Source organism: Actinokineospora sp. NBRC 105648 (assembly GCF_030269645.1).
Lineage (GTDB): Bacteria > Actinomycetota > Actinomycetes > Mycobacteriales > Pseudonocardiaceae > Actinokineospora.
In genome coordinates, this window is record NZ_BSTR01000026.1 from 71,786 (window position 1) to 95,968 (window position 24,183).

At 70.8% G+C, this 24,183-nt stretch carries 21 protein-coding genes; 13 read left to right on the top strand and 8 right to left on the bottom strand.

Annotation, left to right across the window (positions count from 1 at the left end):
* Window positions 1–108: 108 nt before the first annotated feature.
* Genes QSK30_RS21985 through QSK30_RS21995 form a run of 3 tightly spaced genes read left to right on the top strand, consistent with a single transcriptional unit; the run spans window position 109 to window position 2,085 of the window.
* The gene (locus QSK30_RS21985; protein WP_285505452.1) at window positions 109–999 is read left to right on the top strand and encodes an ABC transporter ATP-binding protein; all 891 of its coding nucleotides are present in this window, start codon (window positions 109–111) and stop codon (window positions 997–999) included.
* Window positions 999–1,853, top strand: a complete 855-nt coding sequence (locus tag QSK30_RS21990) for an ABC transporter permease (protein WP_285505408.1) — start codon at window positions 999–1,001, stop codon at window positions 1,851–1,853. Before QSK30_RS21985 ends, QSK30_RS21990 begins: the two co-directional genes overlap by 1 nt.
* A gap of 22 nt (window positions 1,854–1,875) precedes the next feature.
* Window positions 1,876–2,085 carry a helix-turn-helix transcriptional regulator gene (locus QSK30_RS21995; protein ID WP_285505453.1) on the top strand — a complete coding sequence of 70 codons (210 nt, stop codon included), beginning with the start codon at window positions 1,876–1,878 and terminating at the stop codon, window positions 2,083–2,085.
* A 769-nt stretch (window positions 2,086–2,854) separates the two neighbouring features.
* Here QSK30_RS21995 and QSK30_RS22000 read toward each other — a convergent pair.
* The 8 genes from QSK30_RS22000 to QSK30_RS22045 form a co-directional block, all read right to left on the bottom strand.
* On the bottom strand, window positions 2,855–3,997 hold the full coding sequence (locus QSK30_RS22000) for a 4-hydroxybenzoate 3-monooxygenase (protein WP_285505409.1): 1,143 nt from the start codon (window positions 3,995–3,997) through the stop codon (window positions 2,855–2,857).
* Window positions 3,998–4,002: 5 nt separating this feature from the next.
* On the bottom strand, window positions 4,003–5,229 hold the full coding sequence (gene pcaDC, locus QSK30_RS22010; protein WP_502871863.1) for a bifunctional 3-oxoadipate enol-lactonase/4-carboxymuconolactone decarboxylase PcaDC: 1,227 nt from the start codon (window positions 5,227–5,229) through the stop codon (window positions 4,003–4,005).
* Window positions 5,117–5,692 (bottom strand): protocatechuate 3,4-dioxygenase subunit alpha, encoded by a 576-nt coding sequence (pcaG, locus tag QSK30_RS22015; RefSeq protein ID WP_285505410.1) that lies wholly within the window; start codon window positions 5,690–5,692, stop codon window positions 5,117–5,119. Before pcaG ends, pcaDC begins: the two co-directional genes overlap by 113 nt.
* A complete protein-coding gene (gene pcaH / locus QSK30_RS22020) occupies window positions 5,689–6,426 on the bottom strand; it encodes a protocatechuate 3,4-dioxygenase subunit beta (protein ID WP_285505411.1) in 738 nt (245 codons plus the stop codon). Before pcaH ends, pcaG begins: the two co-directional genes overlap by 4 nt.
* The gene (locus QSK30_RS22025; protein ID WP_285505412.1) at window positions 6,423–7,067 is read right to left on the bottom strand and encodes a 3-oxoacid CoA-transferase subunit B; all 645 of its coding nucleotides are present in this window, start codon (window positions 7,065–7,067) and stop codon (window positions 6,423–6,425) included. Before QSK30_RS22025 ends, pcaH begins: the two co-directional genes overlap by 4 nt.
* The gene (locus tag QSK30_RS22030) at window positions 7,067–7,828 is read right to left on the bottom strand and encodes a CoA transferase subunit A (RefSeq protein WP_285505413.1); all 762 of its coding nucleotides are present in this window, start codon (window positions 7,826–7,828) and stop codon (window positions 7,067–7,069) included. The genes QSK30_RS22025 and QSK30_RS22030 overlap by 1 nt, the downstream gene beginning before the upstream one ends.
* Window positions 7,829–7,908: 80 nt before the next feature.
* Window positions 7,909–9,516, bottom strand: coding sequence for an IclR family transcriptional regulator domain-containing protein (locus QSK30_RS36960; RefSeq protein ID WP_352231605.1), 1,608 nt, complete (start codon window positions 9,514–9,516; stop codon window positions 7,909–7,911).
* A gap of 38 nt (window positions 9,517–9,554) precedes the next feature.
* Entirely contained in the window at window positions 9,555–10,247 is a 693-nt protein-coding gene (locus QSK30_RS22045) for a GntR family transcriptional regulator (protein ID WP_285505414.1), read from the bottom strand.
* Window positions 10,248–10,344: 97 nt separating this feature from the next.
* Between QSK30_RS22045 and QSK30_RS22050 the strand changes: the two genes are divergently transcribed.
* From QSK30_RS22050 to QSK30_RS22095, 10 genes are all read left to right on the top strand, one after another.
* Window positions 10,345–11,541: an NAD(P)/FAD-dependent oxidoreductase gene (locus tag QSK30_RS22050; RefSeq protein ID WP_285505416.1), complete on the top strand. Its 1,197-nt coding sequence runs from the start codon at window positions 10,345–10,347 to the stop codon at window positions 11,539–11,541.
* A gap of 6 nt (window positions 11,542–11,547) precedes the next feature.
* Complete coding sequence (locus QSK30_RS22055; RefSeq protein WP_285505417.1) at window positions 11,548–12,924, top strand: MBL fold metallo-hydrolase; 1,377 nt, start codon at window positions 11,548–11,550, stop codon at window positions 12,922–12,924.
* Window positions 12,921–13,697 (top strand): sulfite exporter TauE/SafE family protein, encoded by a 777-nt coding sequence (locus tag QSK30_RS22060; RefSeq protein WP_285505419.1) that lies wholly within the window; start codon window positions 12,921–12,923, stop codon window positions 13,695–13,697. The genes QSK30_RS22055 and QSK30_RS22060 overlap by 4 nt, the downstream gene beginning before the upstream one ends.
* Window positions 13,698–13,787: 90 nt before the next feature.
* Window positions 13,788–17,186, top strand: a complete 3,399-nt coding sequence (locus tag QSK30_RS22065; protein ID WP_285505421.1) for a TM0106 family RecB-like putative nuclease — start codon at window positions 13,788–13,790, stop codon at window positions 17,184–17,186.
* Window positions 17,187–17,244: 58 nt separating this feature from the next.
* The gene (locus QSK30_RS22070) at window positions 17,245–17,640 is read left to right on the top strand and encodes a hypothetical protein (RefSeq protein WP_285505423.1); all 396 of its coding nucleotides are present in this window, start codon (window positions 17,245–17,247) and stop codon (window positions 17,638–17,640) included.
* A gap of 564 nt (window positions 17,641–18,204) precedes the next feature.
* Entirely contained in the window at window positions 18,205–18,828 is a 624-nt protein-coding gene (locus tag QSK30_RS22075) for a cysteine hydrolase family protein (RefSeq protein WP_285505424.1), read from the top strand.
* Window positions 18,829–19,419: 591 nt separating this feature from the next.
* The gene (locus QSK30_RS22080; RefSeq protein WP_285505426.1) at window positions 19,420–20,547 is read left to right on the top strand and encodes a Gfo/Idh/MocA family protein; all 1,128 of its coding nucleotides are present in this window, start codon (window positions 19,420–19,422) and stop codon (window positions 20,545–20,547) included.
* On the top strand, window positions 20,544–22,016 hold the full coding sequence (locus QSK30_RS22085) for a TldD/PmbA family protein (protein ID WP_285505428.1): 1,473 nt from the start codon (window positions 20,544–20,546) through the stop codon (window positions 22,014–22,016). The genes QSK30_RS22080 and QSK30_RS22085 overlap by 4 nt, the downstream gene beginning before the upstream one ends.
* The gene (locus QSK30_RS22090) at window positions 22,016–23,371 is read left to right on the top strand and encodes a TldD/PmbA family protein (protein ID WP_285505429.1); all 1,356 of its coding nucleotides are present in this window, start codon (window positions 22,016–22,018) and stop codon (window positions 23,369–23,371) included. The genes QSK30_RS22085 and QSK30_RS22090 overlap by 1 nt, the downstream gene beginning before the upstream one ends.
* Window positions 23,368–24,171 (top strand): DUF4438 family protein, encoded by an 804-nt coding sequence (locus QSK30_RS22095; protein ID WP_285505430.1) that lies wholly within the window; start codon window positions 23,368–23,370, stop codon window positions 24,169–24,171. Before QSK30_RS22090 ends, QSK30_RS22095 begins: the two co-directional genes overlap by 4 nt.
* Window positions 24,172–24,183 lie beyond the last annotated feature (12 nt).

Sequence of the window (24,183 nt, forward strand, 5' to 3'; positions counted from 1 at the left end):
CCCCGCTCCAAGATGTAGTACACATGCTATATCTGGTGGTGAGACCTGAGGGGGAGGTGGACGGTGGTCAGCAACGACACGGTCGTGGTGGACGTCGACGGTCTGCGGATGCGGTACGGCACCCACGACGTCCTGCACGAGGTGAACTTCCAGGCCAGACAGGGGGAGGTGCTGGTCCTGCTCGGGCCCAACGGCGCGGGCAAGACCACCACCATCGAGATCCTGGAGGGCTTCCGGATGCGCTCGGCGGGCCGGGTCGAGGTGCTCGGCGCCGACCCGGCCACCGGCGACGAGCGGTGGCGGGCGCGGCTGGGGGTGGTGCTGCAGTCCTGGCGTGACCACGGCAAGTGGCGCGTGCGGGAGCTGCTGGCCCACCTCGGCTCGTACTACAGCTGCTACTCGACCGAGGGCATCCAGCGGCCGTGGGACGCCGACGAGCTGGTCGGCCTGGTCGGGCTCACCCCGCACGCGGACAAGAAGATCAAGACGCTGTCCGGCGGCCAGCGGCGCAGGCTGGACGTGGCCATCGGCATCGTCGGGCGGCCCGAGCTGCTCGTCCTGGACGAGCCGACCGCCGGGTTCGACCCGCAGGCCCGGCGCGAGTTCCACGACCTGCTGCACCGGCTCGCCGACGACCACGCCACCACGATCCTGCTGACCACCCACGACCTCGACGAGGCCGAGAAGCTGGCCGACCGGATCATCATCCTGGCGGGCGGCCGGATCATCGCCGACGGCTCGGCCGACGAGCTGTCCCGGCGGATCGCGGGCGAGTCCGAGGTGCGCTGGAGCGTGGCCGGGCAGCACTTCGTGCACCTGACCGCCGAGTCCACCCGCTTCGTGCACGAGCTGTTCACCGAGCACGGCGCGGCCATCGCGGACCTGGAGGTCCGCCGGGCGTCGCTGGAGGACACCTACATGACCCTGGTGCGCCAGGCCGAGTCCGGCCAGGACGAGGCGGCCCAGGCCGCCGCGCGCAAGCTGGAGGCGGTGGCGTGATGGCCAACCCGACGATGGTGGCAGCCCGCGCGGGCTGGACCCGGGGCGTGATCGAGCTGCGGCAGACCTTCACCAACGGGCAGGACCTCTTCGGCCAGCTGTTCTGGCCCGCCGCGATGCTGGTGACCATGTACTTCATGCGCGACGCCGAGCTCGGGTCCAGCGGCCTGATGCTCGGCACCGTCGTGCTGCCCAGCATCCTGGGCATGAACGTCGCGTTCAACGGACTGCTGGGCATGAGCCAGCTGCTGGCCGTGGAACGCGAGGACGGCACCCTGCTGCGCGCCAAGGCCACCCCGAACGGGATGCTCGGCTACCTTATCGGCAAGATCGTGACCGTCTCCGGCGGCCTGATCGCGGGCCTGCTCATCGTGCTGCTCCCCGGCTCGCTGATCGTCGACGGCCTGGACGCCGGCAGCCCGGCCTCCTGGGCGATCCTGCTCGCGGTGGTGGTCCTGGGCCTGGTGGCCACCCTCCCGATCGGCGCCATCCTGGGTGCCGTGGTGGCCAGCCCGCGCAGCCTCGGCCTCATCACCCTGCCGATCGTGGGCCTGGTCGCGATCTCCGGCATCTTCTACCCGATCACCGGCATGCCCGACTGGCTGCAGTGGGTCGGCCAGGTCTTCCCGATCTACTGGCTGGGCCTGGGCATGCGCTCGGCCCTGCTGCCCGACGGCGCGGTCGTGGTCGAACTGGGCCAGTCCTGGCGCCACCTGGAGACCTTCGGCGTCCTGGGCGCCTGGGCCGTCCTCGGCCTGCTCCTGGCCCCGGCCGTGCTGCGCCGGATGGCCCGCCGCGAGTCCGGCTCCAGCGTCGCCGAACGCCGCGAGAAGGCGATGCAGCGTGTCGGGTGAGACGATCCACAACCGGATCGCCATGCTCCGCGCCGAACGCGGCATCTCCCGCCGAGACCTGGCCGACGCCCTGGGCGTCCACTACCAAACCATCGGCTACCTGGAACGCGGCGAATACAGTCCCAGCCTCCACCTGGCCCTGCGGATCGCGGAGTACTTCGAGGTGACCGTCGAGGTCATCTTCTCCACCACTCCCTTTCCCCGCCTGGGCGCCCCCGAACGCACTGCGTAGAGACGCCCCCAGCCGCCAGCACCAGCCCAGGCCCAATCACCTCAAGCCCACGCCTCACAACCACCCTCCACCAACCACTGTCCACATTCAACACAATCTCTTCCCCCACGAACCCCACCACTGAAGCTGAACCCGGCCAAACAGCCCAGCCCACGAACCCCACCACCCAAGCCGAACCGGCCAACCAACCCCGCCCCACCACCGAAGCCGAACCGGCCAACCAACCCAGCCCCTCTGACCACCCCGCCCCCTGCATCCCGTACGCAGCCAAAACACGGCCTGTCTCGGTTTGTCAAGGCATCTTTCCCGCCTTGACAAACCGAGACAGGCCGTAGTGATAATTGGCGTAGGGGATTCAGGGGAACCGTGGACGGCTCAAGCTCCACAGGCAGCACGTACGCCCCAGGGCAGCGCATACACATGGGCTGCCCGAGGAAAAGACGGGGGCTCGATCTAGTGAACTCGCTTCGTGCGGGGCCCCTAGAGCACCGCGGTGGCGAAAAAAGGGCGGGTGAAGGACATCCCCACCACACGGCAAGTTTAGCGGCACTCTCCCCCCACACGAAGCGAGTCCACTAGATCGAGCATCCGTAGCGGGGCCGCCGGAACCAGCGGGGTCGGCCTCACCGCTGCGGTACCAGCGGGGCTGGATCTTGTTGTGTGCCAACGGAATTGGCCTATCCGCTGCAGTTTGGTGGGTGGAAGGGGAAGGACACCTCCCGCCCGTAGTCACACTTGGCTTAGGGATTCAGGGAACCAAGGCGGCAGCTCACCCGAGCCCCGTGTAGTTCTCCGCCAACGACACACCCGCAGCCCGAGACCCCACCACATACTCCAGCCACGACACCTGCAACCGCGTCTCGAACGACGACTGCCCAGGCGCCAAGTGCAGCATCGACGTCATGAGATTCGAGAAGTGCTCAGCCCGCCACACCCGTCGCAGACAGGTGTCCGAATAGGCGTCGAGCAGCTCGGCCGACCCCGACGCGAACGCCCGACCCAACGTGACCACGTCGGCCACCGCGAGGTTCAGCCCCTTGGCCCCCGTCGGCGGCACGATGTGCGCGGCGTCGCCCGCCAGGAACACCTGTCCGAACCGCATCGGCTCGGTGACCGAGGCCCGCATCGGCAGCACCGACTTCGCGGTGATCGGTCCCCGGTTCGGCCAGTGCTCGGAAGTCCCCAGCCGCCGGTCCAGCTCGGCCCAGATCTCGTCGTCGGCCCACGGTTCCGTGCCGTTGGGGACTTGCAGGTAGAGCCTGCTCACCGACGGGGAACGCATGCTGGCCAAGGCGAACCCGCGTTCGGTGTGCGCGTACACCAGCTCGTGGTGCAGCGGCGGCGCCTCGGCGAGGATGCCCATCCAGGAGTAGGGGAACGCGCGTTCGTGGACGCGTGCGGCGCCCGCCGGTATCGAGTGGCGGACGACGCCGTGGAAGCCGTCGCACCCCACCACGTAGTCGCACGCCAAGACCTGCGCGCGCCCCGCGTGCGTGTAGTGGATCACCGGTCGGTCGAGGTCGGTGACCGCGTGCACCTCGGCCTCGAACAGCAGCGGCGGGCCGTCCGCCAGGTGCAGCGCGATCAGGTCCTTGACCACCTCGGTCTGCGCGTAGATCCACACCCGGCGCCCGCCGGTGAGGTCGGTGAGGTCGATCCGGTGCCCACGGCCGCCGAACAGCAGCTCGATCCCCTCGTGCGGCATGCCCTCGCGGTCGAGCCGGGCACCCGCGCCGATCTCGCGCAGCACGTCCACCGTGCCCTGCTCGAGGATCCCGGCCCGCTGCCGCTGCTGCACGTACTCCCGGTCGCGGCTTTCCAGCACGACGCAGTCGATCCCGGCGAGGTGCAGCAGCCGGGCGAGCAGCAGTCCGGCCGGGCCGGCGCCGACGATCCCCACCCGAGTGTGCACGGCCGTCACCCCTCGGCCAGGACGCGCTGGGCGATGGCGAAAGCGCTGTTGGCCGCGGGCACACCGCAGTAGATCGCCGACTGGAGGATGACCTCCCCGATCTCGTCCGGGGTGAGGCCGTTGGTGAGCGCCGCGCGCACGTGCATCGCGAGCTCGTCGTGGTGGCCGTGCGCGATGAGCGCGGTCAGGGTGATGCAACTACGGGTGCGCCGGTCGAGTCCGGGACGGGTCCAGATCTCGCCCCACGCGTAGCGCGTGATCAAGTCCTGGAAGGCCGAGGTGAACGGTGTTGTCGCCGCGACTGCCCGGTCTACGTGCGCGTCGCCGAGTACCTGCCGACGCACTGTCATACCCGCGTCGTGGCGATCGGGGACAAGGTGCGCCAAGAGGGCGGCGGTAACCGCGGCTGGCTGGTCTATCCCGGCCAGGTGCGCGGCGCCGGGGATCTCGGCAAGAGCGGCGCCAGGGATGTTGTCGGCGAGTTCCCTTGCGTGTGCCGGCGGCGTAGCCGGATCTTCCCTACCGGCGATGACCAGGGTTCGGGCCTTGATCAGTGGCAATTCGGCACGGAGGTCGTAGGTGGACAGCGCGTCGCAGCAGGCCGCGTAGGCGTCGCGGTCGGCGGCGGCCAGATCGGCGAGCAACGCCTTACCGGCAAGCGAGTCCGCAGTGGTCGAGTCGGCGAACCAGCGCCGCGCGGTCGACTCGACAAGAGGCTGCGTACCTTCCGCCCGCACGAGAGCGGCTCGTTGGCGCCACTGCTCGGGATCGCCGAAGCGCGCCGAGGAACACACCATGGCCAGCGACGCCACCCGCGCGGGGTGTCGCACGGCTAGTTCAGCGCCGATCGCCCCACCGATGGAGATGCCCGCGTAGTGGAAAGTCTCCCAGCCGTAATGGTCCGCTAGCGCCAAGACAAGCTGCGACAGTCTCTCAACACTGTCGGCACCGGGTACCGCAGGCGATTTACCGTGTCCCGGTAGGTCAAACCGCAGCACCCTGTGTTGTCGGGCAAGCGCGGCTACCTGTGGTTCCCAGACCGCCGTCGAGGTCCCGACCGACGGCCCCAGGATCAACGGCGGTGCCGACGGCGGCCCGTCGAGCCGGTGGTGCAGCAGCTCACTGGAAGTCAAAGAAGACCGTCTCCCCCTCGCCCTGCAGGCGGATGTCGAAGCGGTACAACCGGTCGCGTTCCAGCGTGGCCAGCAGCGTGGCGCGTCGGTCCGCGGCAAGAGCCGGTAGGTCGGCCGCTAGCGCGTCGGCGTGCTCGGACAGGTAGATCCGGGTGTGCAAGTGATGCAAGAGGCCGCGGGCGAACACCGCGACGGCCAGGTACGGCGTGGCTCCCGGCCGGTGCGCGCCCGGCGGCAGCGTGTGCAGCGCCCAGTGGCCGTCGGCGTCGGTGGGCACACGGCCGAAGCCGGTGAACCGGACCCCGTCGCGCCCGATGACCGTGCTGGTCACCGGGTCGTGCCGCAGCGACCCGGGGGCGCCCGCGAGGGAGCCGTGCTGGTCGGCCTGCCAGGTCTCCACCAGTGCGTCCGGCACCGGCGCGCCCGCGCCGTCGAACACGTACCCGTGCACGGTGATCGCCTCGGGGTGCGTGGCCGGGACGATCTCGTCGCCGCCGTAGAAGGGCAGCGCGTAGCCGTAGAACGGGCCGACGGTCTGGGCGGGGGTGGGTGGGAGCGTCATCGGTCGCCGTCCTCGAACAGGGTCGCGGAGGGGCCGTCCAGCACGACGTCCCAGCGGTAGCCCAGCGACCACTCGGGCGTGGACAGGTCGTGGACGTACTCGGCGACCAGCTGGTCGCGCGCGGACTGGTCGGTGACCGACTGCAGCACCGGGTCGTACGGGAAGAGCGGGTCACCGGGGAAGTACATCTGGGTGACCATTCGCTGCGCGAACGCGGTGCCGAACAGCGAGAAGTGGATGTGCGCGGGCCGCCAGGCGTTGACGTGGTTGCGCCACGGGTACGCGCCGGGCCGGATCGTGGTGAACGCGTACGCCCCGTCGTCGTCGGTGCGGCAGCGGCCGAAGCCGGTGAAGTTCGGGTCCAGCGGGGCCGGGTGCTGGTCGAGGTGGTGGGCGTAGCGCCCGGCGGCGTTGGCCTGCCAGATCTCCACGAGCTGGCCCCGCACCGGCCGCCCCGCGCGGTCGAGCACCCGCCCGCTGACGGTGATCCGCTGCCCGTGCGGCTCGCCGTGGTGCCCCAGGGTGAGGTCGCGGTCCAGCTCGGTCACGTCGGTGACGCCGAAGACCGGCCCGGTCAGCTCCACGGCCTCGGGGTCCACGACCGGGACCAGCGACTGTTTGGGGTGGCGCAGCGCGCTGCTGCGGTACGGCGGGTAGTCGCGCGCGGGGTGGTGCGCGCCGCCACCGGTGGCCGCCTTGGCGATGGCCGCGTCGATCTCGTGCTGGGTGGTCATCCGCGAACCCCTTCCACGTCGACCGGCGCACCGGTCCGCGCCACCAGCTCGTCCGCGCCGACCCCGGGCGCCAGCTCGACCAGCCGCAGGCCGCCCGGGGTGACGTCCAGGACGCCGAGGTCGGTGATGACCCGGTCCACACAGGACTTCCCGGTGAGCGGCAGCGTGCACTCGGCGACGATCTTGGGGCGGCCGTCCTTGGCGGTGTGCGCCATGGTGACCAGTACCCGCCGCGCGCCGTGCACCAGGTCCATGGCCCCGCCGATCCCGGTGACCATCGCCCCGGGCACCGCCCAGTTGGCCAGGTCGCCGCGCCCGGACACCTGCATCGCGCCGAGCACCGCCGTGTCGATGTGGCCACCGCGGATCATGCCGAACGACAACGACGAATCGAAGTAAGAGGCTCCCGGTAGCACTGTCACGGTCTCCTTGCCTGCGTTGATCAGGTCGGGGTCGACCTCGTCTTCGCGGGGGAACGGTCCGGTGCCCAAGATGCCGTTCTCGGAGTGCAGCACCACCCTGACGCCAGCGGGCAAGAAGCCTGGGATGAGCGTGGGCAGTCCGATGCCGAGGTTGACGTGCTCGCCGTCGCGCAGCTCGCGGGCCGCGCGGGCGGCGATCTCGTCGCGGGTCCAGGGCATCAGGGCTCCCGCCGGGTGGTGCGCCGCTCGATCTTCTTGTCCGCCGCCTGCCGCGGCGTCAGCTCCACGACCCGCTGCACGAACACCCCCGGCAAGTGCACGTGGTCGGGATCGATCTCGCCCGGCTCGACCAATCGCTCTACCTCGGCGATGGCGATCTTGCCCGCCATCGCGGCCAGCGGGTTGAAGTTCCGCGCCGCCTTGCCGAAGACCAGGTTCCCGTCGCGGTCGCCGACGGCCGCGCGGACCAGGGCGAAGTCGGTGGTGATGCTCTCCTCCAGGAGGTACTCCACGCCGTGGAACACCCGGGTCTCCTTCGCCGGGGACGCCAGCGCGACGCCGCCGGTCCCGTCGTAGCGCCAGGGCAGGCCACCCTCGGCGACCTGGGTGCCGACGCCCGCGGGGGTGTAGAAGGCCGGGATGCCGCACCCGCCCGCGCGCAGCCGCTCGGCGAGCGTGCCCTGCGGGATCAGCTCGACCTCCAGCTCGCCCGCGAGGTACTGCCGGGCGAACTCGGCGTTGGACCCGATGTAGGACCCGGTCACCCGGGCGATCCGACCCGCGGCCAGCAGCACGGCCAGGCCCGACTCCAGCGCGCCGCAGTTGTTCGACACCACGTGCAGGCCGCGCACCCCGGTGGCGTGCAGGGCGTCGATCAGCACGGTCGGCACGCCGCTGAGGCCGAACCCGCCCACGGCCACGGTCGCGCCGTCCGGGATGTCGGCGACCGCCGCCGCGGCACCGGCCTGGACCTTGCCCATCCACGCTCCCGTTCGTCTGGTGAACTTTCCTTCACCATGCCCGTCCAGTGTTGAACGCCGGTCCGGGCCTGTCAACCCGCTCAGCCCGGTGCGACCGACCCGAACCGGCCCGCCACGTGCAGGTCCGCCTCGATCTCCGCCGCCGCCGACCGCAGTTCGGGCAGCACCGCCCCGACCTGGCCGCGCCCGCTGTGCATCGCCACGTTCACCGCCGCCACCACTGTCCCCTCCCGGTCGCGCACCGGCACGGCGATCGAGCGCAGGCCCAGCTCCAGCTCCTCGTCCACCACCGCGTGGTCCTCGACGAGCACCCGATCGAGTGCCTCGGCGAGCCTGGCCCGGTCGGTGAGCGTGTGCGGGGTGAGCGGGCGGAGCTCAGCCCGGTCGAGCCACTCGGCGCGGTCGGCGCGGTGGGCGAGCAGGACCCGACCCATGGCGGTGGCGTACGCCGGGAACCGGGTTCCGATGGTGATCTCCACGTTCATGATCCGGCTGGTCGCGGCGCGCGCGGTGTACTGGACGTCGTCACCCACCAGGATCGCCAACGACGCCGAGTCGCGCACCCGGCCGGACAGGGCGGTCAGGTGCGGGTGGGCGATCTGCGCCAAGGTGGCCCGGGACAACGCCGGAAACCCGAGGGCCAACACGCGCGCGGTCGGGCGGTAGAGGCGTTCGCTCGACTCGATGTAGCCCAAGTGTTCCAAGGTGATCAACGCCCGCCGCGCGGTAGCCCGTGCCAAGCCGGTAGCGCTAGCGACAGCGTTTAACGGAAGTTCCGCGCGGCCCTCGCCGAACGCGGTGAGCACGGTCAGCCCGCGCGCCAACGACTCGATGAAGTCGCGGCCTAGTTCGTGCTTGGACACCGATGTCCACGCCGCTAGCCCTACCGGCGCACTCTCGGCCGCAGGCCCTGCGCCACGGAGGTCATCGGCCATCCCCGCGACTGCCGCGCGCAGGCGGGGCAGCAGCGTCTCGCGCGCGGAGTCCTCGCTGTGCCTGCTGGTGTGGCTGACCACGCTGGCGATCGCGTGCGTCGAGGGGATCGGCACAGCCACGGCGATGAGTCCAGGCTCGACCAGTTGGTCGTCGAGCGACCAGCCGTTGGCGCGCGCCAGGTCGACTCGCCGCTCGAAGTCGAGGTCGCTCGGCTCGCGGGCGGAGACAGCGGGGAAGCCCTCGTCGCGGGGATCGGCGGCGCGGCGCGCTCGCCAGCGCTCCCAGTCGCCCGCCGTCCAGTCCACAGCGGTCAGTGGGCCGATGGCGGTGCGTTCGGCGGGTAGCAGGTCGCCGACGCCGAACGTCACCGAGAGCGCTCGGCGGCGGGTGGCGTGCTGGATGAATCGGACGCCGTCGCCGTCCGGGACGGCGAGCGACACCGACTCGTCAAGGTCGTCCGCCAAGGCATGCACTCTTGGCCCGAGGAGGCGCGGTAGCCCTATCGCGGCCAGGTAGGCGTTCCCCAACTCCATTACGCGCGGGGTGAGCACGGCGTCACGCCGGTCCAGCCTCAGGTAGCCCATCGCCGACAGCGTCGCGACCACGCGGTCCACAGTGGACCGCGCGAGCCCGGTGGCCCGTTGGAGATCACCTGGACTGAGCGTCCCGCCCGCGTCGGTCAGTGTGCGTAGGACCTCTATGCCGCGCACCAGTGGGGCGACGGCCTCCGGGGGCGCTGGCGGGTCCGGCATGACCGGAATGATGGCACGGGCCGGCGCGCCGTCCGGGCTCATGGCGCGCCGAAGTGGGCGGTGAGCGTGAAGCGGTCGCCGCGCACCAGCGTGTGCCGCCACTCCATCGGGATGCCCTGCGCGTGGCTGAGGCGGTGGATAGACAGACCCACGTCGGTCGCCAGCGCGGTCCGCTCGGCGGGGGAGAAGGCCACCGCGCGGATGTTCTCCTGGCCGCGGTCCAGGTGCAGTCCGCAGTGCTGCCCGAGGACCTCGTAGACGCCGGTGGAGGTCATGTCCGCGCTCAGCAGGCAGCGGCCGTGCTCGGCCGGGATCCAGACCCGGTCGATCGCCAGCGGCTCGTCGCCCGCCAGCCGCAGCCGCTCCAGGTAGACCAGCGGGGTCGACCCGTCGAGGCCGAGGTGGCCCGCGGCCACGCCGTCGGCGCGCACGTCCAGCCTCCGCACGGTGCTGCGCTGGGTCAGTCCAGCGGTCCGCACGGAGGCGCGCAGGCTGTACAGCGTTCCCAGCGGTTGTTCCACCGCGCTCGGTACGCGCACCTCCGGTCGTCGTCCGCGCGCGGCCGTGACCGCGCCCTCCGCGCGCAGCCGGGCCAGCGCCTGACGCACGGTGTTCCTGCTCACCTCGTACTCGGCGACCAGGTCCACCTCGCTCGGGAACCGGACGTCGAACTCGCCCGCGCGCAGCCTGCGCACCAGGTCGTCCTGCACTCGCCGCCACTTCGGGATCACCCGCCAAAGGTACCTACCTTTGCGTCGCGCTGCTTGGCCGCCACCGTGGACAGCTCTTACCGTCGATGTCCGGACATTTCAGGGCGAAAGGACTTCGATGGGGAGCACGCGACGGCACCGGATCGTGATCGTGGGCGGCGGCAGCGCGGGCATCCCGGTGGCCGCCCGCCTGCGCCGGGCGGGCGAGCGGGACGTCGCGGTGATCGATCCCGCCGAGACGCACTACTACCAACCCCTGTGGACCCTGGTCGGCGGTGGCCGCGCCCCGCAAGGGGAGAGCGCGCGCCCACAGTCCTCGGTGATGCCCCAGGGCGTCACCTGGCTGAAGCATTCCGCGGTCGAGATCGACCCGGACGCGCAAGAGGTGGTGCTCGACGACGGTAGTGCGGTCAGTTACGACCACCTCGTCGTCTGCCCGGGCATCCAGCTCGACTGGGCCAAGATCCCCGGCCTTGCCGCCGCGATGGATGGCGGCGGTGTCGCCAGCAACTACACCTACGAGTCCGCGCCCAAGACCTGGGACCTGATCAAGGGCACTCGTTCCGGCACCGCCGTGTTCGCGATGCCCTCGGGTCCGATCAAGTGCGCGGGCGCGCCGCAGAAGATCGCCTACCTGGCGGCGGACTACTGGCGCGAGCAGGGCGTTCTCGACGACATCGATGTACACCTCGTGCTGCCCACCCCGGGCATGTTCGGCGTACCGGAGTTCGCCGAGGTGCTGGCGGGCGTCGTCAAGCGCTACGGCATCACGACGCACTTCACCAGCGAGGTGACCGAGGTGCGCCCCGACCTCCACGAGCTGGTCGTCCGGGGTCCGGACGGGACTAGTGTCCTGCCCTACGACATGGCGCACCTCGTCCCGCCGCAGAGCGCGCCGGACTGGGTCAAGAAGAGCGCGCTGGCCGACCCGGACAACCCGGCGGGGTACGTGCAGATCGACAAACACACCATGCGCCACGTCCGCTACCCCAACGTCTTCGCGCTTGGGGACGTCGGCTCATCCCCGAACTCCAAGACCGGCGCGGCTATCCGCAAACAGGCGCCGGTAGTGGTGGAGAACCTCTTGGCCTCTCTTGCCGGTGCGGAACCCACAGCCTCTTACAACGGCTATGCCTCTTGCCCGCTCACGACCGCGCGCAACAAGATGCTGCTCGCCGAGTTCGACTACTCGATGCGGCCGACCCCGAGCATCCCGGTGATCAACACGATCCGGGAGCGGCGGGACATGTGGTACCTCAAGCGCTATGGGCTGCCGTTCCTGTACTGGAACCTGATGCTGCGCGGACGGGCGTGAGCGGGCATGGCCGACAACCTCGTCTTCGTCCAGTACTACCTGGACTGCCTCTCGCAGGCCTCTTACCTCATCGGTGACCGCGCGAGCGGCCGTGCCGTGGTGGTGGATCCACGCCGTGACACGGGCGTGTACCTCGCCGACACCGCCGCGTTGGGGCTGACCGTCGAGTGGGTGATCGAGACCCACGTGCACGCCGACTTCCTCTCCGGTCACCTCGAACTGGCCGAGGCCACCGGCGCGCGGATCGGCTACGGCGCCGCCGCCGAGGTCGACTTCCCGGTCGAACGGCTCGCCGACCGCAGGCGCATCTCGCTCGGGACGGTCGACCTGGAGATCCTGCACACCCCCGGGCACACCCCTGAGTCGATCTGCGTGCTCGTCCGCGAGCATGCCGACGATCTCGTGCCCCATGGCGTGCTCACCGGTGACACCTTGTTCCTCGGTGATGTGGGTCGTCCGGACCTCTTGGGCGCCAACGGCTGGACGGCCGACAAGCTTGCCCGCGCGCTCTACCGGTCGACACGTGAGCGGCTTCTTACCCTGCCGGACGAAACCCGCGTCTTCCCCGCGCACGGGGCCGGGTCTGCCTGCGGTAAGAACCTGTCGACGGAGACCACTGGCACGATCGGCGAGCAGCGGCGCACGAACTACGCGTTGGCGCCGATGAGCGAAGACGAGTTCGTCAACGCTGTCTGCGAAGGACAAACACTGGCCCCGATGTACTTCGCCTACGCGTCCGTGCGCAACCGCGAGTCGAGGCCCATCTTCGACGAACACGCACCCGTGCGCGCCCTGAGCGGTGCCGACGCCGACCGGCTGTGCGCGGACGGGGCCGTGCTGCTCGACACGCGCGATCCCGAGGAGTTCGCCGCAGGGCACCTTGTCGGTGCGATCAACGTCGGGCTGGGCGGCCGGTACGCGGAATTCGCAGGTGAGGTGCTGCGCGCTGAGAACGCCATCGTTCTCGTCAGCGCGCCCGGGACGGCGGTCGAAGCCCGGAACCGGTTGGCACGCATCGGTTTTGACCGTGTCCTCGGCGCCGTCGACGCGAGCGTGTTCACCGGTGAGCAGACCGCCCGCAGGGTGCGGCCCTATGAGGTGTGGCTGGGCGCGCAGATCGTCGATGTCCGCGGACCAGGGGAAGTCCGAGTGAGTGGCGCCATCCCCGGCGCGATACTGCTACCGCTGCCCGCTTTCGCCGCGCACATGGGCACGCTCGATCCCGCACGACCCACCGTCGTGTACTGCGCGGGCGGGTACCGGTCGTCCATCGCCGCCTCTGTCCTTCGCGCGCACGGTTTCGCCGAGGTGGCTGACCTGGTCGGCGGTTTCGCCGCGTGGCAGAAGAGCCGTCGCCCGGTCACACGGCCGGACGCGGCGTGAGCCTGCTCGTCCTCGCCCTGGTGGGCGGCGCCGTCGTCGGTCTTGCCCTGGGCACCCTCGGCGGTGGTGGCGGCGTGTTGACCGTGCCCGTTCTGACCTACCTACTGGGGATGCCGCTCGCGGCGGCTGCCACTACCAGCCTGGTGATCGTGTCGGTGTCGTCGTTGACCGCGCTCAGCCGTCATGCCTTCGCCGGCAACATCGACTGGCCTGCGGGCCTTCTCTTTGCTGCGGTAGGTCTACCACTCGCGGTTGGTGCGGCGGTGCTTTCCAGCCACCTGCCCCGTGGGCTCCTCCTTACCGCCTTCGCCGTGCTCGCCGTCTTAGCTGGTTTGGCGATGCTGCGTAAACGGCAGCCGGAGGGCCAAGAACCGGCCGTGAGCGTTGTCGCCACGCGTACGCGAGTCGATCGCGCGCGGGTGGCCGGTGCCGGAGCCGGCCTGGGTGCCGTGACCGGGCTGCTCGGCGTGGGCGGCGGCTTCCTCGTGGTGCCGACCCTGGTCACCCTGCTCTCGATCCGGATGCGGGTGGCGATCGGCACCAGCCTGCTGGTCATCGCGGCGAACTCGGTGGCCGCGCTGGCGACCCGGCTGGTGACCGCGCCGGTCGTGCTCGACTGGGCCACGACCGGGCCGTTCCTCGGCGCCGCCGTGCTCGCCGCGTGGGACGGCAAGCGGCTCTCGGCCAAGGTGCCCGAGGCGACCCTGCGCCGGGTGTTCGCCGGGCTGCTGCTCTGCGTCGCGGCGGCGATGGTCCTCGACGTGCTGACCTGAGCCGGGCGCTGGTCCGAGCAAGTGCCGACCTGAGCCGACCGGCGTGTCCCGGCCCGGTGGGACCGCCCGCGCGTGTCAGACTGCCGGGCGATGCATACCCCGTCGGACCTCGCCGCCCTGCTCGACTGCGAGCACCGCAGCATCCTGGACCAGGCGCTCGCGGCGGGGCTGCCCGGTGCGCCACGACCGGGCCCGCGCACCGACCAGCTCGCCGTCAAGCACGGCCGGGCGCACGAGGTGGCGACCCTTACCCGACTGCGCGACGAGCAGCACGCCCTGGTCGAGATCGACGAACCCGACCAGGAGACCGCCGCGGCGGCCACCGTCGACGCGCTGCGCGCGGGCACACCGGTCATCTACCAGGCGGTGTTCACCGACGGCGACTTCCACGGCCGCGCGGACTTCCTCATCCGCGACGACCAGGGCCGCTACGAGGTGCACGACACCAAACTGGCCAGGCACGCCCGGCCCGGCGCGGTCCTGCAACTGACCGCTTACGCCGACGCGCTCCGCCGCGCGGGCTGGCCCGCGGGCCCGAACATGCACCTGCTACTCGGTGACGGATCGCGTAAGACGTTGCGGGTAGACGACTTCCTCCCCCTCTTAGAGCAGTTGCGTTCACGGCTACGTGCGCGCCCCGCGCGTCTACCCGACCGGTTGTGGGCTGATCAGCGGCCGTCGTGCTCGTCATGCGGGTACGCCGCGCACTGCGCGTCCGGCCGCGAGGCGGACCGTGACCTGTCGTTGGTGGCGGGCATCCGCACCGACCAACGGCGCAAGCTCGTCACCGCCGGGTTGACCACCATCGACGCGCTGGCGGTCGCCGACCAGACAGACCGACCGGCCGACCTGTCGACCGGGGCGTTCACCGCGCTGCGCGCGCAGGCGGCCATCCAGGTGCGCCAGGACGCCACCGGCGAGGTCGACTACGAGATCGTCGACCCGGACGCCTTGGCCGCGCTGCCCCTGGCCAGCCCCGGTGACGTCTTCTTCGACATGGAGGGCGACCCTTACGCGCTCGGTGGCACCGGGCTCGAGTACCTGTTCGGTGCGGTCGTGGACGAAGACGGCCCTCAGTTCCACCCGTTCTGGGCACACACCCGGGCCCAGGAGAAGCGCGCGTTCGAAGAGTTCATCGACTTCGCCGTCGCCCGGCTGGCCGCGCACCCCGACGCGCACATCTACCACTACGCGCCGTACGAGGTCACCGCGATCAAGAGGCTCGCCGCGCTGCACGGTACGCGCGAAGAGGCGGTGGACGACCTCTTGCGGCGCGGCGCACTCGTCGACCTCTATGCCGTGGTGCGCAAGGCACTCCTGGTCTCCCAGCGGTCGTACTCCATCAAGTACCTGGAGCCGCTCTACATGGACGCGCCGCGCGACGGCGACGTCACCACCGCGGTGTCGAGCATCGAGGCCTACGAGGAGTACCTGACGCTGACCCAGCTGGAGGAGCTGGACCAGGCGGCCGAGGTACTCGCCGGCATCGGCGACTATAACGAGTACGACTGCGTCTCCACCCTGCGCCTGTTCGAGTTCCTGCACCAGATCCGGGAGAAAGCCGGCATCGAGCCGCTGCCCACGCCGGAGGAATCCGAAGTGGACACCCTGATCCGCACCACCACGGAGCAGGAGGCGGCCGACCGGCGCGCGGAGCGGGCGGCACGGATGGCGGAGCTGGTCGACCCGCTGCTCGACGGCCTGCCCGACGACCCGGCCGCCTACACCCCCGAGGACCAGGCACGGGCCCTGCTCGCCGCCTCGGTCGGCTACCACCGCCGCGAGACCAACCCGGCGTGGTGGGAGTTCTTCCGCCAGCTCGAGTCGCCGTTGGCCGACCTGGAGGTCGACAACTCCTGCGCGGTACCGCTGTCGGTGCACGCGGGGGAGTGGGTGGCGCCCGCGGGGCGGGTCAAGAACGCCAAGCGAATGCTCACGATCGCCTGCGACCCCGATCGCCCACACCCGTTCGCCTTCGGCGAGGACGTCCGGTTGCGCTACCGCACCGGGCACACCAAGGCCAAGGTGAGCGAGGTGTCAGCGGAGAGACTGGTCTTGGAGGAGAGCCGCAAACCGGAGGACACAGTCGACGGAAAGCCGCTCGCGGTCCTGCCCGGCAACCCGGTCAACCCCTCACCCAAGGACGAGGCGGTAGCCGAGCTCGCCCAGCTGGTCGTCGACAGCCTCCCGGACCTCCCCGCGCACCCCGGTGTGGACCTGCTCCGTCGAAGCACGCCCCGTCTGCGCCGTGGCACCCTCCCCGCGCCCGGGGAGGACCTGGTGCGCACCGTGATCGATGCTGTCGATGTGCTTGACCGGTCCACCCTTGCGGTTCAGGGACCACCGGGCGCCGGTAAGACGTACCTGGCCGGAAGGCTTATCGCGCACTTGGTGCGCGCCGGTAAGACCGTCGCGGTTACGTCTAACAGTCATAAGGCAGTGGAGAACGTGCTGTCAGCGGCCCTGGGCGCCGCGCCGGACCTGCCGTGCGCCAAGCGACCGAAGGGCCGTCCCGACCCCGAGGCGCCGTGGGACCAGCCCAAGGGCAACCCCGACCTGGTGCGCTGGCGCGCTGACCACGACACCGGCCACCTGGTCGGCGGCACCGCGTGGACCTTCGCCAACGCGGCCGTGCGGGCCGAGCCGTTCGACGTCCTGATCGTGGACGAGGCGGGCCAGTTCGCGCTGGCCGACGCGCTCGCGGTGTCCACCTGCGCCAAGAACCTGGTGCTGCTGGGTGATCCGCAGCAGTTGCCGCAGGTCGTGCAGGGCACCCATCCGGCAGGGGCCGAGGCATCCGCGCTGGGCCACCTCGTGGGCGACGCGGACGTGATCCCGGCGCACCTGGGCTACTTCCTGGACCAGACCCGCCGCATGCACCCGGCGGTGTGCGAACCAGTCTCCCGCCTCTCTTACGCGGGGAAGCTGCACGCGCACCCGTCGACCGCCGGCCGCGCGGTAGACGGCTTCGCCTCGGGACTCTACGTAGCCTCGGTAGACCACCACGGCAACACAACACGCTCAGTCGAAGAGGCAGCCGCAGTCCGCGCGGTGGTGTCTTCGTTGCACGGTCGCCTGTGGACGGATGGCGAAGAGGTCCGACCGCTGACAGACGAGGACATCCTCGTGGTAGCGCCGTACAACATCCAGGCACGCGTGGTCAGCCGTGAGCTTGAACGCGCGGGCCACCCGGGGGTACGGGTGGGCACCGTGGACCGGTTCCAGGGCCAGGAGGCACCGGTGGTGATCGCCACCATGACGTCGTCGTCAGCGGTCGACCTACCGCGCGGCCTGGAGTTCCTGCTCTCCCGCAACCGCCTCAACGTCGCCCTGTCCCGGGCCAAGGCCATGGCCGTGGTGGTCTGCTCACCCCGCTTGGTCGAGGCCGACATCCGCACCGTGGACCAGATGCGCCTCGTCTCCGGCATGATCGGCCTCCTCGGCGAGGCAGCGGTGTTTCCGACCGACCAGCCTGACCGACCAGCCTGACTGATCGCCTGTGGATGGTCGGCTGCCGTTGTCGGTGGCGGGCGTTAAAGTCCGCACCATGGCAACCAGACCTACCACACACTGGCGAGAGACCATCGCCACCGAGGCCGCCGAAGTGGCAGCGGGCACAACCGACGTCGCGATCCTCCCGGACCTGTTCCCCGAGGCACTCCTGAACGACACCGACGCCGTCCTCGCGGCATTCGAGGTCGAGGTCGCGGCCCTGACCCAGCCCACCGACGAGGCAGTCCTCGCCACGGTCCAGCACGTCGTACTCGCCCTGAACGGCGTCAACGAGGCCCACGACGAATCCGCCTACGAAACCGACGAACGCGAACGCCTGTGCCTGTACATCGACGAGGTCCTGACCGAACACGGCATCGATGTCGCGGCCCTCGCGGAACGACGCGGACTGACCAGGTACGAGATCACCGACGAATGGCGGGACTGGTGACCATCGCGGCACCAAGATCCTGACCGAAAGCGCAGGGACTTGGTCGAGGGACGTGCCTGGCTGGGGCTCGGTCGTCTTGGGTTGCCGTCTTCGTTGCGCGGGTTGCGAGCGTGGGCTCGATCTAGGACGGGTGTCGTGAGGTTGCCGTCTTCGTTGCCCGGGTCGCGAGGGTGGGCTCGGCCTGGTGGGCTTTGCTGCCCTGGGTTGCCCGGGTTACAAGCGGGGCTCGATCTAGTGAACTCGCTTCGCGCGGGGCCCCTAGAGCACCGCGGTGGGGAAAAAGCGTGGGGTGAAGGGCATCCCCACCACAGGTCAAGTTTAGCGGTGCTCTCCCCCCACACGAAGCGAGTCCACTAGATCGAGCATCCGTAGCGGGGCCGCCGGTACCAGCGGGTCGGGATTCTCTTACGTTCCAGCGGGTCGGGAACTTCACGTACCGGCCGGGTGGCCTCTCCGCTGCGGTTTTGGGGCAGGCAGCGAAGCCACCCACGCCTCCGATGGACACCACCCCCGTCAACGCGGTGTGATGCCCCTGCCCGATTCCGCCGAACGAACAGGTGCCACATGAGCGACGAGCTGACCCTCGACCCGACCACCACCGCCGTGGTGCTCATCGAGTACCAGAACGACTTCACCTCCCCCGGCGGCGTCCTGCACGAGGCCGTCTCCGAGGTCATGACCACGACCGGCATGCTCGCCAACACGGTCGCCCTGGTCGACGCCGCCCGTGCGGCGGGTGCCACGGTCATGCACGCCCCGATCACCTTCGTCGAGGGCTACAACGAGATCTCCAAGCACCCGTACGGCATCCTCAAGGGCGTGGTCGACGGCAACGCCTTCGTCAAGGGCGGCTGGGGGGCGGCCATCGTCGACGACCTCGCGCCGCGCGACGGGGACATCGTGGTGGAGGGGAAGCGGGGGCTCGACACCTTCGCCAGCACCAACCTCGACTTCATCCTGCGCAGCAAGGGCATCACCACCATCATCCTCGGCGGCTTCCTCACCAACTGCTGCGTCGAGTCCACTATGCGCACCGGCTACGAGAACGGCTACCGGGTCATCACCCTGACCGACTGCCTCGCCGCCACCTCGCCCGCCGAGCACGACAACGCGATCACCTACGACTACCCGATGTTCTCCCTCCCGCTGCCCTCCACCGACGTGGCCGCCGCCCTGAGCCGCGCCTAGCCCCGGCGGTCCCGGCTGGAAACCCCTCCAGCCGGGACCGTCCGGCAGCCGGCCGGTGCACGAGAAGCAGCGGGTGATGTTCCGGCCGAAGCAGATCACCGGAACTCCACCCACCTGGCCTCCACCCACCAGGCGCCCACCCACCAGGCCACCCATCAACCACTAAACCGCAGCGGCAAGGCCACCCCGCTGGTGCACGACAAGATCCCGACCCCGCTGGTACCGCAGCGGCAGGCCGACCCCGCTGGTACCGGCGGCCCCGCTACGGATGCTCGATCTAGTGGACTCGCTTCGTGTGGGGGGAGAGCACCGCTAAACTTGACCTGTGGTGGGGATGCCCTTCACCCCACGCTTTTTTCCCACCGCGGTGCTCTAGGGGCCCCACACGAAGCGAGTTCACTAGATCGAGCCCACGCTTGTAAGCCGGGCAACCCAGGGCCGCAAAACCCCCAGGCCGAGCCCACCCTCGCGACCCGGGCAACGAAGACGGCAGTGAACCTATCGATGTGACCCGGGTCATAATCCCAACAGATTGTCGACAGTCGACAATCGGCCTAGCGTCGTCCTCCTCGGGGCAGGAGAGGAGCGGGCATGGCGCAGGAGAAGGTGCGGGTGGCGGTAGTCGGTGCCGGGCGGTGGGCGCGGCGAGCGCACATCCCCGGGTGGCAGCGTGACCCGCGGGCCGAGGTGGTGGCCCTGGTCGACACCAACGCCGACGCGTTGGCGGGGGCGGGAGCGGACTTCGGCATCACCCGGCTCACCACGGACTACCGGGAGCTGCTCGACGACCCGTCCATCGACGTGGTGGACGTGGCCACCGCGAATACCGCGCACTTCGAGATCTCCGCCGCCGCTCTCGACGCGGGCAAGCACGTGCTGTGCGAGAAGCCCGTCCACCGCGACTACCGCGAGACGCGCGCGCTGGCGGAGCTGGCCAAGGCCAACGGCCTCAAGACCAAGCTGGGTTTCACCTTCCGCTACGCGCCCGCCGTGCAGTTCGCCAAGCGGCTCATCGACGAGGGCTTCGTCGGTCAGCCCTACCTGTTCAACGGCTTCGAGCAGAACAGCCAGTGGATCGACCCGCGCACGCCGATGCGCCAGGTCGACCCGAACGCGGACCCGGACGTGCTGGCGGTGTCCTCGATCGAGGGCTATGGCGCGCCGATCATCGACATCATGCACTGGTGGGCGGGCACCGAGCTGTCCTCGGTCGTGGGCACCATGCGCAACTTCGTCCCCGAGCGGGTCGTGGCGAGCACCGGTCGGTCGCAGCGACTCAACATCGACGACGGCGACATGTGGCTGTGCGAGTTCGGCGGCGGTCTGCTCGCCTCCATCCAGTCGTCCTACGTGGCGGTGGGCAACCTGCCCGGCATCGAGGCCCGGCTCTACGGCTCCGAGGGCGCGGTGATCATCCGGCTGGTGGCCGAGCACGGCATCTGCCAGACCATTCGCACGGCGACCAAGAACGCCGTGGAGTTCGTCGAACGCGAGATCCCGAAGGAGTTCTTCCCCGAGGGCGGCAGTTCCAGCGAGGACTGGGACTCGCTGTTCTACGCCAACCTGTGCGCCGACTTCGTCGCCGAACTGCTCGACGGCACGCCCGCCAACCAGGGCGACTTCGCCCAGGGCGCGCTCGTGCAGGAGACGATCAACGCCTTCGAGACCTCTTTCCGCAACCGCGCGTGGGTCGACTTCCCGCTGGGCGGTGCCGCGTGAGCGCGCACGGCTGGGGAGCGCTGGCCGACGACGCGGTGGCCAGGGAGATCGTCGAGGTCGCGTTGGACGCCGTCGACGGGCGCGCCGAGTACGCCGACGTGCGGCTGGTCGAGGCCGAGGAGATGCGCGCCTACCGGGCACAGGGCGCCGACATCGACGAGCGGCTCGAGCACAACCTGGGCATCGGTGTGCGCGTGCTGGTCGACGGTGTGTGGGGTTTCGCGGCCCGGCCGCTGGGTGAGACCGCGGACGCGGCGACCGCGGCCCGCCGGGCACACGCTCTCGCGGTCGCCTCCGTGGGCACGTCGGCGCCGATCCGTATGCCACCGGTCGAGGCGCGCAGCGGGCGGTACGAGACGGTGGTCGGGCAGGACCCGTTCGCAGTCGACGAGGACGTCCGGCAGTCGCTGCTCGCCGAGGCGCTCGCGGCGGCGAGCCTGCCGCCGGAGGTCGTCTCGGCGCAGGTCGGGGTGAACGCCAAGCGCCAGCACCGGCACTTCGGGTGTTCGGTCGGATCGCGGCAGCACCAGCACTTCGTGGAGACCGGGCTGCTGGTGGTGGTGATCGCCGCCGGGCACGGCGACGCGCAGCGGCGCAGCTACCCGAACTCCTTCCACGGCGACACCGCGGCGGCGGGCTGGGAGTTCGTGGTCGGCCGCGACCTGGTGACCAACGCGGCGCGGGTGGGGGAGGAGGCGGTGGCGCTGCTGACCGCGCCGATGGCGCCCTCGGGGGTCGCCGACGTGGTGATCGGCGCGCAGCAGCTCTCGCTGCAGATCCACGAGTCGGCCGGGCACGCGCTGGAGCTGGACCGGATGATCGGCGACGAGGCCAACTTCGCGGGCACCTCGTTCATCGGGGTCGAGGACATCGGCTCGCTGCGCTACGGCTCGCCCGCGGTGAACATCACCAGCGACCCGACGGTCGCGGGCACCCGGGGCAGCTTCGCCTACGACGACGAGGGCACGCCCGCCCGGCGCAGCCCGCTGGTCGAGGGCGGCGTGGTCCGCGCCGCACTGTCCAACTTGGACTCGGTCGCCCGCACCGGCGCGGTCTTGACCGGTGCCGCCCGCTCGGACGGCTGGGCCTACCTGCCCGCCTGCTTCGCCACGCACGTCTACCTGGAACCGGGCGGCGGCTCGCTCGACGAGCTGTGCGACCGGCTCGGCGAGGGCTACTACATCGACGACAACCGCTCCTGGTCCATCGACGAGCGGCGGCTCAACTTCCAGTTCGGCACCGAGGTCGCCTACGAGGTGCGCGGCGGGAAGCGCGGGCGGCTGCTGAAGAACTTCTCCTACGGCGGTGTCACGCCGGCGTTCTGGAACTCGGTGGAGGCGGTCGCGGGCCCGGATGAGTCGCGGATCTTCGGCTATCCCTGCGGGAAGGGCGAACCCAAGCAATGGAGTTTCCTGAGTCACGGCGCGGCGCCCGCGCTGGTGCGCGACCTGCGGATCGGGGTGGCGTGATGACCGAGTTCAGCGCACCGCTCTCAGCCGATCGCGCCCTGGAGGTTGTGGGGTCGGCCGTTCGCGGCGGCTCGGCCGACCAGGTCGAGGCGACCCTGCTGGCCCGGGCGGGGGAGTACACCCGGTTCGCGGGGGAGCGGGTGCACCAGCCGCAGGACATCACCGAGGTGCAGGTGGTCGTGCGAGCCGTGGTCGACGGCCACGCCGCCCGGGTGTCCACCAGCAGGCTCGACCGGGTCGCCGACGCCGTCACCGCGGCGACGGCCACCGCCCGCGACCTCGCCCGCATCGCCGGCACGCCTGGCACCGTGCGGCTCGGGGAGCCCGCGCCCGTCACCGAACCGGATCACTGGCACGCGGACACGGCCGCGTTCGACGCGGTCGCCCGGGTGGCGCTCGCCGGGAAGGCCATGCGGGCGGCCGGAGCGGCCGATGGCTCCGCGGCGGGCATGATCGGCCGCGCCGCCACCCAGATCGCGGTGGCCACCAGCACCGGCATCCTGCGGCACGCGGTCGCCACCGAGGCCACCGGCAGCCTCACCGTCACCACCGCGGCACCTTCGGGCAGTTCACAGTGGACTGACCTGCACCGCTCCAGCGACGCTCTGCACACCGAGGCGGCGATCGAGACCGCCGTCCGGCGAGCGTCAGCGGGACGTGGCCGGGTCGAGCTCCCGGCCGGGAAGTACACCGTGGTGCTCGGCCCGCAGGCCACCGCCGAACTGCTCAGTTTCCTCGGTGTGCTGGGCTTCTCGGGTGACCTGGCCGCCGCCGGGGTGGGGATCTGCGCGAGCGAGACGGGCACCCGGGTGGCCAGCGGCATGATCGACATCGCCGACGACGCCCACCACCCGTTCGGCCTGCCGATCCCGTTCGACGCCGAGGGCACGCCGAAGACGCGGGTCCCGTTCCTCACCGCGGGCGTGGTCGGCGAGCCGGTGACCGACCTGGCCACGGCCCGGCACCCGACCGGTCACGCGCACACCGCGCGCGAGGCGGCACCCGCCCCGGTCCCGGCGAACGTCGTGATGACACCGGGGATCCAGAGCGAGCAGGAGCTGATCGCCGGGGTGGCGGACGGCGTCTACGTCGAGCGCTTCTGGTACACCCGCCTGGTCGACCGGCAGGCGAGCACGATCACCGGGGTCAGCCGCGACGCGTGCTTCCGGATCACCGACGGGCGGCTCGCCCAGCCGGTCGCCGGTGCCCGCTTCACCCAGTCGATCGTCGACTTCCTGGCCACGGTGGACGGCGTCGGCGACCGCCTCCAGTCCCAGCCGATCATGAACGTCTGGAACGGCTCGGTCACCGCCCCGGCGGTGCGCGGCCACGGCTTCCGGTTCGGCCTCGCGTGAGGACGAACGCCGACCGCCTGCTCACCCAGGTCCTGGTGGGCGAGGTGTGGCCACCACTGGCCGACCGCCACGCCTACCGGGTCGACGGCGACGGCCACGCGTTCCTGCTCCCCGGCATGGGCGGGGTCACCCTGGGCGCCGGGGTCGGCGCGCCCGCGACCGGGCAACTCGCCGACCACCTCGAGCCCGGCCTCTCGGTCCGCCACCGCGACGCCGAGGCGAACAACGCCCTACAGTTCCTCAGTTGCGTGGGCAATCGCGTGACTGTCCTCGGTGGACCTGCGGCAGGCGCGACCGGCCGGGTGATCGGGCAGCACGCCTATGTGCTGGTGGACCTGCCGCAGGCCGACCTGGCCCAGGTCGCGCCCGGTGATCGGGTCAGCGTGCACGCCCGGGGCCAGGGTTTGCGGTTTCTCGACCACCCGGCCGTCACCGTGAAGAACCTCGACCCGGACCTGGTGGCCGGGCTGCCGATCAGCTCCGGACCCGACGGCAGGCTCCGCGTCCGGGTCGCCGCCCGCGTCCCGGCCACCGCGGTCGGCGCGGGCACCGGGATGGTCTCGGAGTTCGCCAACACCGACCTGATGGAGCTCGGCCCGCTCCGCATCGGCGACCTGGTCGCGCTGCTGGACCAGGACCACCGCCACGGCCGCGGCCACCGCGCGGGCTACGTGGCCATCGGCGCGATCACCACCGGGGACTGCCGGATGTTCGGCCACGGACCCGGCCCGAGCACCCTGCTCACCGGCCCGGCCGACGCCTTCGACCTGGTCGACGACCCGAACGGGGCCTTGCCGTGATCACCTCCAACC

Excerpts from the sequence above, each read along its gene's own strand:
- QSK30_RS21985 (WP_285505452.1), top strand. The coding sequence starts at position 109 with ATGCGGTACGGCACCCACGACGTCCTGCACGAGGTGAACTTCCAGGCC.
- QSK30_RS21990 (WP_285505408.1), top strand. The coding sequence starts at position 999 with ATGGCCAACCCGACGATGGTGGCAGCCCGCGCGGGCTGGACCCGGGGC.
- QSK30_RS21995 (WP_285505453.1), top strand. The coding sequence starts at position 1,876 with ATGCTCCGCGCCGAACGCGGCATCTCCCGCCGAGACCTGGCCGACGCC.
- pcaG (WP_285505410.1), bottom strand. The coding sequence starts at position 5,692 with ATGACGCTCCCACCCACCCCCGCCCAGACCGTCGGCCCGTTCTACGGC.
- pcaH (WP_285505411.1), bottom strand. The coding sequence starts at position 6,426 with ATGACCACCCAGCACGAGATCGACGCGGCCATCGCCAAGGCGGCCACC.
- QSK30_RS22025 (WP_285505412.1), bottom strand. The coding sequence starts at position 7,067 with ATGCCCTGGACCCGCGACGAGATCGCCGCCCGCGCGGCCCGCGAGCTG.
- QSK30_RS22030 (WP_285505413.1), bottom strand. The coding sequence starts at position 7,828 with ATGGGCAAGGTCCAGGCCGGTGCCGCGGCGGCGGTCGCCGACATCCCG.
- QSK30_RS36960 (WP_352231605.1), bottom strand. The coding sequence starts at position 9,516 with ATGCCGGACCCGCCAGCGCCCCCGGAGGCCGTCGCCCCACTGGTGCGC.
- QSK30_RS22050 (WP_285505416.1), top strand. The coding sequence starts at position 10,345 with ATGGGGAGCACGCGACGGCACCGGATCGTGATCGTGGGCGGCGGCAGC.
- QSK30_RS22055 (WP_285505417.1), top strand. The coding sequence starts at position 11,548 with ATGGCCGACAACCTCGTCTTCGTCCAGTACTACCTGGACTGCCTCTCG.
- QSK30_RS22065 (WP_285505421.1), top strand. The coding sequence starts at position 13,788 with ATGCATACCCCGTCGGACCTCGCCGCCCTGCTCGACTGCGAGCACCGC.
- QSK30_RS22070 (WP_285505423.1), top strand. The coding sequence starts at position 17,245 with ATGGCAACCAGACCTACCACACACTGGCGAGAGACCATCGCCACCGAG.
- QSK30_RS22075 (WP_285505424.1), top strand. The coding sequence starts at position 18,205 with ATGAGCGACGAGCTGACCCTCGACCCGACCACCACCGCCGTGGTGCTC.
- QSK30_RS22080 (WP_285505426.1), top strand. The coding sequence starts at position 19,420 with ATGGCGCAGGAGAAGGTGCGGGTGGCGGTAGTCGGTGCCGGGCGGTGG.
- QSK30_RS22090 (WP_285505429.1), top strand. The coding sequence starts at position 22,016 with ATGACCGAGTTCAGCGCACCGCTCTCAGCCGATCGCGCCCTGGAGGTT.